The following is a 15,000-nucleotide window of genomic DNA, read 5'->3' as shown; positions in this document are numbered from 1 at the left end:
AATTTGCTGTTATTACAGCATTTTTCCGATTTTGTCTTCCTTGATCGTCCCACCCGGTTCCGCTAAATCCCGTCTGTAAGTGTGGGTACAGGAGGGGGTATGGTCGGCAAACTTTCCGCCTTGGCGGTCACCAAGGCAAAACGGCCCGGGATGTACGGCGATGGCGGCGGCCTCTACTTGCAGGTCAAAGGAGACGGTGCAGAACAGGTCTCGAAGTCGTGGATATTTCGGTACCGGCTCAATGGGCACACCAGCACGAAGGGCAAGGCGCTGGCGCGTGAGATGGGCTTGGGATCACTCGATACGTGGACGCTGACCGAAGCACGTGAGCGGGCTCGTCAACAGCGGCAGCTTCTTGATGAGGGCAGGGACCCGATCGAGGTGCGCAAACTCAATGACCAAGCAAGCGCTTTGGAAAAGGCTAAGACGAAGACTTTTCAGGAATGCGCGAAAGATTTTATCAAGGCTCACAAAGCTGGCTGGAAAAACGCAAAGCATGCTGAGCAGTGGGCTGCGACCCTCGAGACCTGGGCCTATCCGATCATTGGCAAACTGGCTGTTGGCGGCATCACCACCGATCTTGTGTTGAAGGTACTCGAGCAGCCGGTAGGCGAAGGCAATGACGCGCCGACGTTCTGGACTGCGCGCACCGAGACGGCCAGCCGTGTCCGGGGCCGCATTGAGAACATCCTCGACTGGGCCAGGGCGAAGAAGCTGCGCGATGGTGACAACCCGGCTCGCTGGAAGGGGCTGCTGGATAAGCTGCTACCTGCTAAGTCGCGTGTCGCGCCGGTCCAGCCCCAGCCCGCACTCCCGTACAGGCAACTTCCAGAGTTTTTGGTCGAGCTTCGCCAGCGCAACGGCGTCGCGGCCCGCGCATTGGAGTTTATGATCCTTACCGTGACTCGGACTCACAATGTCGTCGATGGCAAACGTCTACACGTCGATAAGACAGAGCGGATCTGGACAATTCCTGCCGCTGAGATGAAGGGCAAGAAGGGGCAACGCAAGCGCGACCACGTCGTGCCGCTTTCAGATCACGCCTTGTCCATTATGGAAAGCCTGTCCAGTGACGGCCATCTATTCCCAGGTGACGAACCGAGTGAGCCGCTGAGCACCGCTGCAATGGCTGCGGTGATCGATCGTATGAATGAAGCTCGTGCCGCTGCTGGCAAGCCGCGATGGATCGATCCAAAACTAGGGAGGGACGCCGTGCCGCACGGCTTCCGGTCGAGTTTTAAGGATTGGTGTACTGAGCAGACCGAATATCCAAATGAGATGTCCGAAATGGCCCTTGCGCACACCGTGCCTGACAAGGTTGAGGCAGCCTACCGTCGCGGCGACATGCTGGAAAAGCGGCGCCGCATGATGGCTGATTGGGCTACTTTCTGTGGTGAAACGTCTCGACGCCACGGTTAAACGCTTTCGTGGGACCGATTGAAGCTGTTCGCAACCTGTGGATACCGAAATGAAGAGAGGAAAGTGAGGCTTCACCCCCATACTTGATCAGACCGTCTTGGTTCGAATGGTTCGGACCGTTACAGACGGTGTCGGTGATGCAGAAATTCATTCGCCTGCGTGAAGTAAGCGAGGCTGTAGGCAAGTCGAAGACCTCGATCTACCGCGATATCGGGAAGGGAAGGTTCCCCAAGCCCGTGGCCATCGGCGACCAAGCCGTTGCATGGGTCGCTGAGGAAATCCGAGAGTGGCAGGAAGCGCGAATAGCTGCCAGGGCAGCTAAGGGCGCTTAGCCATGCGGCGAGCTCCAATCTTTGCGTCCGACGTTCGCCGACTCCGAGGAGTCGTCAGCGTCCATCAGCAGTTCGATCGCGCGGCCGGTGAGGCCGTCTATCGAGTCTCGCATGTGTCGGCGGGTGGTGACGTCGCCTTCACGTCCGCGCCGATTTCCCTCCAGGACCACGCCGAGGCGGCGGCGCGCCTTCTAGCTGAGTTCGTCAACGCCCGGGTTATAGGTGATCTCGTTACTGCCGAGGTTCCGGCCAGGTGAGTTGGATGCTTACTGCTAAGGTGCAGAAAACCAAGGTCGGCTCACCGAGCGCGAAAGCCTTGTTGCTCGCCTTGGCCAACTTTGCCGACGACGAGGGCGCTAGCTGTTTTCCGGGGCAACATGCCCTTCAGGAGATCACCGAACTCTCGCTCGACACGATCCAGCGGCAGCTAAAGTTTCTGATCGAGGGTGGCTTCGTGACCGCGGAGAAGTCCCGACGGAAGGGGCATTGGGCATCGTGGGACTACCGGATCAATTTGGAAAAGCTCGTCCACCAAGCCGCATTATGCGGCACGGCAGACCAGGCCGCACCAAGCGGCACGGTGGGCGATGACCAAGCCGCACCGTGCGGCACGGCCAAGCCGCAAGATGCGGCACGGCCAAGCCGCACCATGCGGCCTTATCCTTCCAATAAACCTTTCAAAGAACCTTCGCGCGCGCGCGAGCCAAGCCGCCCTGACGGGCTTGGCTCGGGCGTCTCAGACATCAAGCAAGACACGCCATATGGCGATGAGTGCCTTCGCTATTGGCGGGAGAAAGGTCATCGAATTCCGCCGTGTACCGGAGCGGGTTTCTACTTCGGCCAGTTGCCTCCAGTCCCTCCGAGGTCGACTGAGTCCGCGAGGAATGCAGCATGACATACACGAAACAAACGACGCGTTTTTCTCTTCGGACAAGTCGACCGCGCCTAGCGGCGCATGACACACGAACAGCCCGTCCCCGGCCGAAACAGGCGGATCCAGAGCTCAGGACCCCAGAGCACAGGGCTTGGCGGGCAGCGGTGTGCGGACGTGCTGGCTGGCGCTGCGAGTGGGTGGAGCAGGGCCAGCGCTGTGAGGCCAGCGCAGACCGTGGCGACATGATGGTGGCGGACCACGTCGTCGAGCGCGCCGATGGGGGTGCCCTGTACGACCAGGCTAACGGCCAGTGTCTCTGCAACGCCCACAACGTCTTGAAGGGTAACAGAGCGCGCGCCGCGCGCGTGAAGGGGTAACGGGTTTGCGTCTCCAAACGGCCTCTAGGGCGCTTACCGCAGAGGATCGCATGCGCGTAATTTTTCCCGCTGGGGGAAAATCAGCCTGCAAACCAGTGCGAACCGCAAGATTTCCCGGCGTTTTCGCACATTTTCAGGTTTACGGCGGTTTACAGGTGCGGACCGCTTCTTCGGAAAAGCAAGCAACTTCAATCAGGTCCGCACGGTTTACAGCCGTGTTGACGTGCGAACTTATGGGATGAGCAAGTTCATGCAGTCAACGCATACCGAGCTGAGCGTACAGTCGGTCGAGTGGAGCAAGGTCGCTGAGGACTACTACCACACGACCAAATCAATCCGCGCTATTGCGATCAAGCATGGCATTTCCGACACCGCCATTCGTAAGCACGCCAAGCTTCACGGCTGGCGGCGACCTTCGGCTGTTAGTCTGGCGAGTGCGCGCCGGGTATCCGTGCTGTCTCACGCGATCGAAGTGCAGCTCGCCACCGTCGACAGCGTCATCGAACGCAGCCGTCGCTTCGTCGCCGCGATGATTCAGCTAGGTGCGGAGCCGGCCGATATTGCGCGCGCTCTGTCAGTTTCCGAGAGATCGTTGATGGTTGAATTCCGTGGCGAGTTCAATCGCCATAACGGCAGCGGCGCCCAAGCCTGAATGTCCGCAGCCGCATGCCAATTTCGTCGGATGCGAGACGCACTTGCCGTCGGCAACGTGCTGTCTCCCGACGATGCGGCTGCGCTCCATCATGCGCTGTTGGTCGCGGAGAAGAACAGCATTCCAATCGAGTTGGGACTGAAGTGGCCGGCGCGCTGGCGCGTAGATGTTCGAATCTTGACCGTGCTGGATAGTCTGTCAGATCTCAGGACAGGTGAGAGCGACCGCGCTGATGCAAGGCGTATCCGCTCGAGCGCGAGCGCGATGCGTCGCCTGACTACAGCTAATCGCGGCAAGCCGCCAAGTGACCGAACGCTACGCGGATGGCTCAGTGCCCTTGGGCAAGATTATGGGGGTGGAAGCTGCCCAGCACATGCCGTCATGTCTGCGCATGAGCAAGAGCCCAAAAGTTACGACATCGCCCGCAGCTGTTCGGCTGCCGATCGACGACAAGATCGTTGATCTTCGCAAACAGCGCGTAGCCAAGCTAGCGGAAATTCTTGATCTCGAAAGCGCGGGAGCTGTGCCGCGTGAAGAGGTGAGAGAAGCGGCCAGCATCGAAACCTTGGCCTTGCGCCTTCTGGATGGCGAGGCCGCGCCGCCTTCCTCTTCGTTGTCGCGGCGGGACGCCAATGCGAGGCTGTTTCAGTTTTACCTCGATCTCGAGGTGATCGACCGTGCTCTGTCGATCGCCAATCATCGCGCGCTGGTCGACCATGGCGAGCGTTCAAGGCAACTCGTCGCGGCCCATCGTGAGGATTGGCGCGCACTGCAGAAGAAGCGCGCCGAACTACTCATCGACCTGCTGGCGCTCAATCGTCGGATCGAGGGCCTCAAGTTTTCAATGAAGAGCGGCGGACAGTTCCCGGGCATCGAACTTGACGACTTTACAGCGCGCCTTTTCGGCGTCGGCCGTCTTCACAACGTGCCTGGCCACTGGGCGTTTGAATTCTTGAAGGCCGCTGCCAAGGCTGGCCTGATCTCCGAAAAGGATTTTCGCGATGTCTGATCGACGCCGGTTTCTCCGCCGCGTTCCTATTGCGGCGGTTCTCGATGAGCGAGATCTGATCGATTCCGGCCACTGGTTTTGCGCGACCCAGGGTAGCCAAAAGTCGATCGCGTACTGCAAGGCCCACGACATTCAGCTTGTCCGAGCCCAGAACGAGAGCTCCAACACGTCGGGCGGCTTTCTTGCGCCAGTGCAATTCGAAGCGAGCGTATTTGCGCTGCGTGAGTTGCGCGGAGCCTTCCGGGCTACCGCGGCTTATCAGCCAATGTCGCGGGACGCGCTGTTCGTTCCTCGCCGAACGAGTGGCTTGACGGCCTACTTCACCAACGAGGCGAGCGCGATCTCGGAGTCCATGGCAGGCTGGGACGCGCTTCAACTCGTGGCCAGGAAGCTAGCAACCCTCACCAAGGTGTCGTCCGAGCTTGACGAAGACGCGGCTTTCTTCCTTGGGCTGTATCTAGCCGTTGAAGCCGCATATGCCTTCGCTCTGGTCGAAGACAACTGCGGTTTCATGGGAGACGGGTCGTCGACCTACGACAAGATTCGTGGCGTCATTCCTCAGCTTTTGGACGGGACCCACAACGCTGGAAAAATTTCGGCGGCAGCAGGTCACAATACCTTTGCGGCGATCGATAGCTCGGATCTTTGTAGCTTGATCGGCGCGGTCCCGGCTGTCGCCCTGCCTGGGGCAAAGTGGATCTGCTCCCAATACGCCTACGCGATCACGCTTTGCCGGCTGGCGGCAACCTCGGGCGGCATCGTGGTAATGCCCAACGAGGCTGGGAGGCTTGTCCCTCATTTCATGGGCTTCCCCGTTGTCGTCTGCCAGAGCCTGCCTCAGGTCAACACGAGCCTATCAGGTAATGTGATGCTACTGTTCGGTGACATGAAGCTCGCAGCTACGTTGGGCGAGCGCCGCGGCATCACGCTCGCTCGTTCCGAGCATGGCCAATCATTCGCCGAAGACAACGTCCTGTACAAGATCACTCAGCGGATCGACATCTCGGTTCATGATCTTGGCGACAATACAACCGCGGGCCCTGTCGTCGGTTTGATCGGAGGCTGAGCATGAGAATTCTTGAAACATCCGAGTTTGCAAACCGCCTGGCCGCAGGGGAATCGCCGGACTCGATCTTCTTTGAACAGGGCAAGCTTACAGCGAAGCTGGTGGCCCCCGTTGCTGAAGTTGGCTCGACACTCAAGGACCGCCGAGCGGTCAACTTCATCATCTCAAATCAGACGGTCGACCGATACAACGACACGGTTAGCCTAAATTGGAATCTTGGAAACTTCCGGCGGGCGCCGGTAGTGCTTTGGGCACACGACGACTACATTCCCGCAATCGGGCGAGCGGAGGAGACGCGCGTCGAGAATGGAGCGTTACGATCGACCGCGGTTTTCGCCGAGCGGGATGTTCATCCTTTAGCCGACACAGTATACCGCCTGCTTGTGGGCAAGTTCATCAACGCATGCAGCGTCGGGTTCATACCACTCAGGGCGAAGCCAACATCGGACAAGAATCGCCCCGGTGGAGTGGATATTCTGGAGCAGGAGCTCCTAGAGTTCTCTGTCTGCAATATTCCCGCTAACCCCGATTGCCTTGTGCAAGCTCGGTCGGCGGGAGTGGATACCGCGCCTTTGATCGGTTGGGCCGAGCGCGTCCTCGACACAGGCGGACTCCAAATGATTCAGCGCGACGAACTTCAATTGCTTCGCAAGGCGGCTGGAGCACCAGCGGTCTTTGCGGTTGAGGAGCGTCGGCGCCGCGCTGCTCAGATCGAGCGGGAATTCGAGATCGACGAGCGGCTCCGCAAGGCAAGAGAGCTGCGCGGCGACACCAGCGATATTGGCATTGAAGAGCGTCGGCGCCGCGCTCGAGCGATGCTGGCTGAATTGTCCTGATGGACGAAAGGTTATCGAATTCGTTCGGTTCACTCCAGCCGGACGAAGCCGTGCCGATGAGCGTCGGCACTCCGCCAGACGGGAGAGCCGGGTGGCCGAACTTCGGCCACCCGGCCAACCTTGAGGAACGCGCAGAGAGGGACGTTGTGATGCCGACAGGCACGTGCACCGGCTGGAATGAGCCGAAAGGATTCGGCTTCGTGAGGCTTGATGGGCCCCGGAGTGCAGATCTGTTTGTCCATCGAACGAACCTTCGTGGCAGCGCGCTATGGCTCGAGCAGGGCCAACGTGTGGAGTTCGAAGTCGGACTAGATAATCGGACCGGAAAGCAGCAAGCATTAAACGTGAGGCTGATTTGAAGCGCGCTGCGGTGAACAGTGCCGACCGAAACGCCACGGTTGCCGACCTCGAGATAATGGGCATGCGCCTGGGAATTCAGTGTGCGCAACGTCTGCTCCGCGGCTACGCCGCCGATCCTACAGAGCGCGACCGGTCTCCTGATGCGGTGATGGCCTTATTCGACCGCATCGAGAGCGAATTCGTAATCAATCAGCGGCGCACCAACGGCCTGACCGATGCGGGTGAGTTCGCCTATCGAAAAGGCGTGCGGCGAGGGCGCGAGTCGCAGCTCAGACATCCGGAAGCCGAGATCCGGATTGAGAGGATCTGAATGGGCCAGGAAGTAGTAACAACCCTCACTATTGACGCGGAGACCGGGGGCGCAGAGCAATTCTCTCAGGCGATGGATCGCAGCGCTGACTCTGCGCAAAAGGGCGTCCGCTCGGCGCAAGACTATGCTCTTGCTGTTGCTGGGTTGGGCGTGGGCGTGGCGGCTTCCTTCACTGGGATCATCGACTATGTCGTTGGAGCAAACAAGGAACTCGCTCAGCTTGCTGCCATGGCAAACCGCGTTGATCTATCACTGACCGACCTCCAAGCGATCAGGTTCGGCGGGCAAATCGCCGGGATGAGCGTTGAGCAGATCAATGCCGGTCTGGAGCGGTCTGCATCACTTCTCAATGACGCGAGTCGCAATTCGAATTCGTTATCGAAGGAGCTCGACGCCAACGGCATAAGCATTCGGCAAGCGAACGGGCAGCTGCTATCGCAAAACCAACTGCTCGGGATAGCGGCCGACCTTGTTCGCAAGGCTGCAACGCCTCAAGATCAAATCGTCATCGCGCAGATGCTGGGCTTCACGAAGGAATGGATTCCGCTGTTACAGCAAGGCGCAGGTGCGATGGCAGGTCTCGGCGATGAGGCTCGCCGGGCCGGAGCTTTGATATCAGACGAAACGATCGACAAGGCCGACGTCTTCGACGTCAAATGGAGGAAATCGAGCATAGAGTGGCAGTACTACATGAAGGCCGCTCTTTCGGAAATGCTGCCGGTGATCGACGATCTCATTGATCGCGCGTCCAGGTTCATTGAGGAAGTCAGAAAGCGCGGCGGTGACACTCCAGGTGCGATCGCGAAGACGGCGGCCGATTCCGTTTTGAAGTCCGTGGGCGTCGATCCACAGCGTGGGCTGTTCGTCGACGCGGACGGCCTAGTTCAAGCCGAGCGAGAATTCCGGAATTCTCCAATCTTCTCGGTTGAAACCTGGCGGTCATTCGGCGAGGCGCTTGCCGGCGCCATCCATTTGCAAATCACCCGCGAAGAGGCGAGCGCGAAGGTAGCCGGGTTTGCGGCAAGCCAGATCGTAGAGCCTAGCTACCCGACGGCGGCCCAGATGGATGCGGCCTTCGACAGGGTTAACCCGCCAGATCCGGGTTCTCGCCTCCATCCGTTGGCGGGACTCACGGCCGCGGACTATAGCGACGAGGCTTCGAAAGTTGCTTCGCGCGATCAGGTGAATGACGCCGTCGATCGGGCAATCAATGCCCTGCGCCGGCACACTGCCGCGCAAGAGGCCGACGCACTTGCAGTGGGCTTTGGCGACGCGGCGCTCGCCCGCTTTCGCGCCGAGGCACAAGAGACCGCTGCGATCCAGGCAAATGGGGGAAAGATCACGGCGGAGCAGGCGGCTCAGTTCGAACTCTTAAAGGTGCAGGCCTATGACGCTGCCGATGCGCTTGCTAGAGCCAAGCTGGCTTCGCAAGTCTCGTTTGATCGCCAGTCTGCGTTCCTCTCGCCACGAGATCTGCAAATCGCGCAGCAACTCAGGAAGCTCTACGGAGACGATATCCCAGCGGCACTCAGCAGCGCCGAAGCGGCTCAGCTGCGCTTCAACTACACGCTTAAGGATATGTCCAATCTCGGACAGGACGTTAACCGCGGCCTCTTTGTCGAGTTCGGTCAGAACATCCGCAACGGCGCGTCGGCCATGGAAGCCTTCGAAAAGGCGGGCCTGTCTGCGCTCAACAAAATCGCGGACAAGCTGATGCAGATGGCCGCCGACAACCTCTGGAGCTCTGCGTTTGGTGGCGGATCGGGCGGCGGGTTTAGTCTCGGCAGTCTGTTCGGCGTCGGAGGCGGCGGCGCTGGCTCCGGTAGCGTCCCGACGTGGTCGGGCACCGATCTCGGCGCCGGCACCGGCGGACTTTCGATCCCTATGTTCGCTGACGGCACCGACAGCGCCCCCGGGGGCTGGGCAGTCGTTGGTGAGCGCGGTCCCGAGCTCATGCGCGTTCCGAAGGGCTCCGAAATCCTGCCGAACGGACGGATGCCATCAAACGATAATGGCGGAGGCGCATCGAAGGTGCATGTCGATGTCGGGGTCTCGGTGGACAACGACGGCAACCTGCAAGCTTACGTGAAGAATGTATCGCAGGCGGCCGCCGCGCAGGGCGTCGCCAGCTTCGTCTCGAGCCCGCAATTCGTCGACCATGTCGGCGCAGCAAGCGGTAAGGCGCGGAGCCGGCGGCTATGAGCATTCCAGCACGGAGATATCAATGCCGATTTTTACAGCCGTAGCGACCGCGGCTCTCGCGGTCGCCGGCATTAGCAGTACGTTCCTTGATGATGCTGAAATCGTGGAGATCGACGAAACGTCTGAGGAGAACGAGGGCGTGGACGAATGACCGCGATCTCCGCTTTTCAAACTGCTAATGCGGTGCACATCTTTTCCGATGGTGCCTGGCACGACCTGGAATCCGGCACGCTTTCCGGCATCGGCACGAAGGTTCACACAATCCCTCAGCACAACGCTGTCTTTGCGGTCACGGGCATGTCGACGCTGCCCCAGCTACTATCGGCATTGTTGATGGAGAATGACTTCGCTGATTTCCATTCGCTCGCGGAGGCGGTGCCGGATCTGGTTAGGACATGCTGCACTCGGGCGAAAACGGTGGGTCTGAGCATGACCGGTCGGTGCGACGTGATTCTAGGCGGCTGGTCTGACAAGGCGGGCCCATCGATCCATCTCACCCAATGCTTTTTTGACCACGACATCTTCAAAGGATCAGCGGTCAGGCGCTACGTCCGGCCCAGCATAGACGATTCCTCCCAGATGCAATTTCCGGCCGATGGATTGCAGCTGCTTGAGAAGCAGTATGCCGCAAAGTGTCACCGAGCCGCCGAAGGCACATTTGGAGGGGCCACCGTCGGCGGGCTTGTCGGGGGCTTCGCTCAGCACACTCAGGTCGATGCTGACGGGATCAGGATCAAAGTTCTGAAGCGCTGGCCAGATAGGATTCGATGCCAATGAAAGTTGAGCTTCACAACCTTCCTCCTGAACTCACCGAGCCGCCAAGGGACGCGATTGGCTTGGTCGCTTTCCAACCTTCCACCGGTAGGATCTGGCAGAAGGTCGACGGCAGGTGGCTTCCGAGTGCGGAAGCGAATGCACTGATTGAATCGAGGAAACTTGCGCAATGACCGCACTTGCCAGCTACTCCACCGGCACCGCCTCCGTCTCGGCGGGCGGCACCACCGTCACCGGCTCCGGCGTGATCTGGAATGACGGCAGCGCCAAGCCCGGCGACATTCTTCAGATCGGTAATTTTCAATCGGTCATTACCGACGTCACCGACACTACGCACCTAGTCATCCCGCCGTGGGGTGGTGGCGCCCAGACCGGAGTTGCCTACAAGATTTGGAAGGTGTCGCCGCAACGTTTCGCTGGCGCTGAGGCAATGACGACGGTCAACAAGCTGGTCGCAGCGTTCAACACTTCGGGCTATTTCGTTTTCGTCGACATTGACGAAACTGTGCCTGATCCGTCGCTCGGCGACGACGGGCAGTTCGCTTTCCAGCCCACCACGGGCAAGACCTGGGAACGGGTCGCTGGTGTCTGGACGTACCTTGGCATCTATAAAGGTTTTCAGTTTCTCGGGGCTTGGAGCAGTAGCACCGCCTATACCATCAACGACGTGGTGACGCTGAGCGGTTCGAGCTACATCTGCGTTCTCGACCACACCAACCAGACGCCGCCGAACGCGACCTACTGGCAATTGTTGGCGAGCAAGGGCGACACGGGTGCAGCAGGCTCGACTGGCGCCACGGGTGCCACGGGCGCGGCCGGTGCCGGCGCAACGGGGCAATGTAGGCTGGTCAAATCTGGTTCGAATGTCGTCCTGCAACAGTTCAACGGCAAAGCGATCAGAATCAACGGCCAGGTATGCACGGTCCCGAACGCAGGCGTATCGTTGGCGCCGACTGGCCTCACTCCGGGAACAAGCTATTTCATCTATGCGACGCAGTCGGGTGGCGTGGTCAACGCGCTCGAAGCATCGACGACCGCGCACGCAACCTCGACGACCAGCGGTAACGAAGGGACGGAGATCAAGAGCGGCGACGACACGCGTTCGCTTGTCGGCATGGCGAGGATTATTACGGGGCCAGCTTGGGCCGACAGCGCTACGCAGCGTTTTGTAATCTCATGGTTCAACCGTGACCGACGCTCATTGGCTGGGGCGGTGGATGGATCGTCGACAGAGACATCAACTGGTGCATATGTCGAAAAGGCCGTCTCGAAGGTTGAGTATCTTTCCTGGGCCGGTGAGCTGCTGCAACTGATCACCTACGGCATTGTCACCAATTCCGTGAACAACGGCGCTGTTGGCGTGATGAACATGCTGGACGGCGTCACTGTCGGCGGGCAGGCCGACGTCAACCCAGGCGGCACGTCGTTCCGTTGTCCCGTTTCCGCGACCTACAACGTAAACGCAAGCTCAGAGGGATATCACTATTCAGACTTCGGCTTGCGTGCTCTGGGCGGCGGAACGGCCAGCTGCTCTTACGGGGTCACCCATACCGCTGCAGTCGGCTAACGCGAGCGAAGGGCGCGACCATCAAATGGCGGCGCCCAGATCGACGCCCGGGACGCCGACCAAGGCGGTGGAGCAAATCACCCAGGCGACGGGGTGGGCGGGCAAGGTGACGGTAATCAAGATGGTTGTGGTCCAAGCTTGCAATCCGCCCCGGCTTCGGTATATTCACGTTATGTTCTTTTGCGACCTAGGCGGCTGATGAGGAATACTCTCAAAACAGTCCTATTCGTCGCAGCGTTCTCACCAGCGCTCATCAGTGTTGGTGTGGCTCGCCTGTTTGCAGGCAGCCCCCTCTGGGATGCAATCTATTACATTTTTGCAGGATGTGCCGGTGGTTTGCTGGTCGTTTACATCCTCTCGGCGCTTAAATGGAAAGGGGAGGAGTTTTCCTTCACGGCGAGGAAAGTCGAATCCAATGACGTGCTTCTCTTAGGGGTTGTGGTAACTTATATTTTCCCCTTTCTTGCGAGAGCTTCCGATATTACTGTGGGTGCAATTGCGCTGATCGGTTGCGTTGTCTGGGCCGTCTTTTGGCTGACTGACGCGACGATCCCAAGTCCTTTGATGCGTTTGATCGGATATCCTCGAAAGGATTGATTTTGAGGCGACCAAAGCCACGGCTTTAGTCTTCGGCGTAAACTTTGAAACTGAGGTCACCGGAGATAGGGTCGCGCTGGTCCTTCCCGAAAAGAAAGCAGAATTGAAAAAGCTTCTCCGCTTCTTGGACGAAGATTATTTTGAATCCGTGCTTTCAAGTACCCCGCACCTTTCCAATTCGAAGCGCCGCATTTAGCGACTATCGGGTTTTAGGGGGCGGTTTGTCCGCAGGCAAAGAAGTAAGCGAACGTAGCGCTTGTTCGGCTTGCTCCTTGGTCAAACCGGCGGCCCAGGCGCGCCCGATCAGTGCAGGGCCTTTGCGTTCGCGATCGTAGACCATCCAACCGTTGCCTCCCATTCGAATGAAGAATCGGTTGGGCGATGGTATTTCGTCAGGCAATGAAGTTGCTCCCCATGTGCCCTGCACCTAGGGAGCGTATCAACTTCATTCGCGCGTGTCGGGAAAATATTGCAACGCAACCGGTGGGTGCCGGTCAAGATTGCGTGCGAATTCCGTATCAAGGCCGTACAAAAAATGGCCCCAGCTCCGTGGGGCAGGGTGCCGGAGCTGGGGCCTGCCGGGGTGCCCCTGAGGGTAAAGAGTCGGGAAAACTAGGCAATCTGCCAGGCGTTCTCGGCCCTCCCTCAGGTCACCGGTCCTTGTCGGGTTTGCCGTTGGGGCTGCCGTCGCCCCCGCCATTGCCGTAGCCATTGTTGCCTTGCACTAGGCGGCCGCCCGACTGGGCAATAGCTGCGCTAGTGAGAGACGTGGACAGCAAGGCGGTGATAGTGGGAGGTGTCACCACGGCAAACTTACCGCAGGTCTTCAGGAATTCCCGCCGATCGTCATCTTCTCGTTCTGCCATTTTAGTCTCCCACAGCCGCGACTGATATTATTATTGAACCGAGAATTAAATAAATTAAATGGTTTAATAGTTCAATCACGAAATGTGACAAACACGTCAGGCGAGCCAGAGAGCACGCAATCAATACCGGAACTGGAGAGGGGCGTTCCTACGCGTGGCCGCTCGTCGGAATCGAACCGTTCCCTTTCGGAAGCGTTATTTTGCCGAAGAGGGAGGATTGCCATATGACAGAACGCCGTCGCAGGGTGAAACAAACTCTCTCCCTTGAAGAGCGGATGGCCGAACAGGCCGCCAACCTCAAAGAACGAGCCAACCGGTTACCGGCCGGGAGAGAGCGGGAGGACCTGCTTAAGCGGGCCAGAGTCGCGGAGACCGGCGCTCGTATCAACGACTGGATCAGCTCGCCCGGTCTGCAACCGCCCGAATAAACTATGGAACAGGTGTGCCTTTAAGTGCGGGGAACGCGTGTGGGACGACTGATGACCCGAGACCTTCTCTACTACCGCCTGTCGCTCGTCTGGCTTGCCATTGTCGCCAGCGCCTTGCTGTACGTTCTGGCAGGATAAGGCCGCCTCAATTGGCGGTCGCTCTTAGGAACTACCGGCAAGCCCCATGTTTGGTGTGTTGTGCTCCGGATCCATGCGCCCCCGTGGGCCGGAGTAGTCCAACGGTCCCAGTCGCTGCCAAGACGGCTGGGGCCGTTTTTTACTGGGAGGATTTGTTATTTGGGACCGAAAGCGCTGAGGAGTCCGATCGCGACGGGTATCAGGGCGACGCAGGCCCACAAAGCTGGCGCGCCAGAGTTTAGACCGGCAATGAAGATCCCGATGCCAAAGCCGACGATAAAGGCCGAGATCGCATAGGCAGCTACTGTGTCCATCGGTCGACCCACACAAGCAACTGGATCGATGTCTCAAGGACGCGCCGCGGCACCAAACGTTCCAGCGCGTCAAGGCGCCCCGGAAGGGGGTGGATTTTTAACCAAATCAGTGGTGGGATGCACGCGGTGCTAGACACACCCGAAGCCGTTCCTTGCCGGGAATGGGCTTCAACCGCGATAGGCGGGCCGTCGGGCTTGCCGGCCCTATCACCCGCCGAAATGACGACGCGCCCATTTGCCGTGGGCTGCGACCGGCTCATTATGCCGGGAGTGCCACGGCTATACAATACCCTTCGGGGAAAGGTCGTGTGCGGGCCGCTTCGCGGTGGCCTTGTCTAGCTCCCGGTGCCAGCCCGTCGCTGGCAGCCCGGCCTAGACAGCCGGTTAAACCGCGAGCACCAAAATCCATGACAGAAAGCCATGCCAGCGCCCTAGGCGCTGTACCAGTCTCTCCGCCGCCTCTGAGTCTGACCAGTCTTGCAGACGCATTCCTGCTCGCCGCTGAGCCTCCAGAACACTTGCCCTGCCAGGGCACTTGTTCGCCTAGGGGCGCGCGCAGGAGAACGAAGATGCAGACAGAGACAATCCAACACTCAGGCTCTCACCGGCACGGCGGAGACGGCATGTTGATCACAAGCATCGAGAGACACGCCGGGTCGGGCATGTGGCACGGCACGGCCGTTCACGAGGGCAGGGGCTTGATGTGGTATTATCGGCCGCGGTCGTGGCTCCGCGTCCAGCAGCAGGATGAGCGCAATCCCAATTGCTGGATGAATGTCGAGCCGCCCGCGGGGGCGCGGCAAGTTGTGACGCATGCGATTCGGACTGCGAAAGCTTCGGGTATGCGGCCCCAAGCTGCTGGTGGACCTTCCTGATCCG

General features: G+C 59.5%; 16 protein-coding genes. 15 read left to right on the top strand and 1 reads right to left on the bottom strand.

From position 1 onward, the window contains the following. The first annotated feature begins 99 nt into the window (after positions 1-99). From GGD66_RS04090 to GGD66_RS04030, 14 genes are all read left to right on the top strand, one after another. A complete protein-coding gene (locus tag GGD66_RS04090) occupies positions 100-1,419 on the top strand; it encodes a phage integrase central domain-containing protein (protein WP_183256942.1) in 1,320 nt (439 codons plus the stop codon). Between the two features lie 137 nt (positions 1,420-1,556). Continuing rightward, the gene (locus GGD66_RS04085) at positions 1,557-1,751 is read left to right on the top strand and encodes an AlpA family transcriptional regulator (protein WP_183256941.1); all 195 of its coding nucleotides are present in this window, start codon (positions 1,557-1,559) and stop codon (positions 1,749-1,751) included. Positions 1,752-2,013: 262 nt separating this feature from the next. Continuing rightward, positions 2,014-2,646, top strand: a complete 633-nt coding sequence (locus GGD66_RS04080) for a helix-turn-helix domain-containing protein (RefSeq protein ID WP_183256940.1) — start codon at positions 2,014-2,016, stop codon at positions 2,644-2,646. A 594-nt stretch (positions 2,647-3,240) separates the two neighbouring features. Beyond that, complete coding sequence (locus GGD66_RS04075) at positions 3,241-3,654, top strand: hypothetical protein (protein WP_183256939.1); 414 nt, start codon at positions 3,241-3,243, stop codon at positions 3,652-3,654. A 304-nt stretch (positions 3,655-3,958) separates the two neighbouring features. Further along, positions 3,959-4,663 (top strand): hypothetical protein, encoded by a 705-nt coding sequence (locus GGD66_RS04070; RefSeq protein ID WP_183256938.1) that lies wholly within the window; start codon positions 3,959-3,961, stop codon positions 4,661-4,663. Further along, the gene (locus GGD66_RS04065) at positions 4,656-5,729 is read left to right on the top strand and encodes a phage major capsid protein (protein WP_183256937.1); all 1,074 of its coding nucleotides are present in this window, start codon (positions 4,656-4,658) and stop codon (positions 5,727-5,729) included. The genes GGD66_RS04070 and GGD66_RS04065 overlap by 8 nt, the downstream gene beginning before the upstream one ends. Before the next feature lie 2 nt (positions 5,730-5,731). After that, positions 5,732-6,565 carry an HK97 family phage prohead protease gene (locus GGD66_RS04060; RefSeq protein ID WP_183256936.1) on the top strand — a complete coding sequence of 278 codons (834 nt, stop codon included), beginning with the start codon at positions 5,732-5,734 and terminating at the stop codon, positions 6,563-6,565. After that, entirely contained in the window at positions 6,565-6,924 is a 360-nt protein-coding gene (locus GGD66_RS42160) for a cold shock domain-containing protein (RefSeq protein ID WP_312014046.1), read from the top strand. The genes GGD66_RS04060 and GGD66_RS42160 overlap by 1 nt, the downstream gene beginning before the upstream one ends. Next, positions 6,921-7,235, top strand: coding sequence for a hypothetical protein (locus GGD66_RS04050; RefSeq protein WP_183256935.1), 315 nt, complete (start codon positions 6,921-6,923; stop codon positions 7,233-7,235). Before GGD66_RS42160 ends, GGD66_RS04050 begins: the two co-directional genes overlap by 4 nt. After that, positions 7,236-9,437 (top strand): hypothetical protein, encoded by a 2,202-nt coding sequence (locus tag GGD66_RS04045; RefSeq protein ID WP_183256934.1) that lies wholly within the window; start codon positions 7,236-7,238, stop codon positions 9,435-9,437. Positions 9,438-9,459: 22 nt separating this feature from the next. Beyond that, positions 9,460-9,588 carry a hypothetical protein gene (locus GGD66_RS41975; RefSeq protein WP_283814451.1) on the top strand — a complete coding sequence of 43 codons (129 nt, stop codon included), beginning with the start codon at positions 9,460-9,462 and terminating at the stop codon, positions 9,586-9,588. Further along, a complete protein-coding gene (locus GGD66_RS04040; protein WP_183256933.1) occupies positions 9,585-10,214 on the top strand; it encodes a hypothetical protein in 630 nt (209 codons plus the stop codon). Before GGD66_RS41975 ends, GGD66_RS04040 begins: the two co-directional genes overlap by 4 nt. Before the next feature lie 166 nt (positions 10,215-10,380). Continuing rightward, a complete protein-coding gene (locus tag GGD66_RS04035) occupies positions 10,381-11,778 on the top strand; it encodes a carbohydrate-binding protein (RefSeq protein ID WP_183256932.1) in 1,398 nt (465 codons plus the stop codon). A 198-nt stretch (positions 11,779-11,976) separates the two neighbouring features. After that, positions 11,977-12,375, top strand: coding sequence for a hypothetical protein (locus tag GGD66_RS04030; protein WP_183256931.1), 399 nt, complete (start codon positions 11,977-11,979; stop codon positions 12,373-12,375). A gap of 650 nt (positions 12,376-13,025) precedes the next feature. On the opposite strand, the gene GGD66_RS04025 is transcribed toward GGD66_RS04030, so the two are convergent. Further along, positions 13,026-13,241: a hypothetical protein gene (locus GGD66_RS04025; protein WP_183256930.1), complete on the bottom strand. Its 216-nt coding sequence runs from the start codon at positions 13,239-13,241 to the stop codon at positions 13,026-13,028. A gap of 224 nt (positions 13,242-13,465) precedes the next feature. Here GGD66_RS04025 and GGD66_RS04020 point away from each other — a divergent pair, with 224 nt between their 5' ends. Further along, complete coding sequence (locus GGD66_RS04020) at positions 13,466-13,669, top strand: hypothetical protein (protein WP_183256929.1); 204 nt, start codon at positions 13,466-13,468, stop codon at positions 13,667-13,669. The last annotated feature ends 1,331 nt before the right edge of the window (positions 13,670-15,000 follow it).

This window comes from Bradyrhizobium sp. CIR48, from assembly GCF_014198315.1.
In the GTDB taxonomy this organism is placed as follows: domain Bacteria; phylum Pseudomonadota; class Alphaproteobacteria; order Rhizobiales; family Xanthobacteraceae; genus Bradyrhizobium.
Note: the sequence above shows the minus strand (reverse complement) of the source record. Positions and strands in the feature narration are given on the sequence as shown.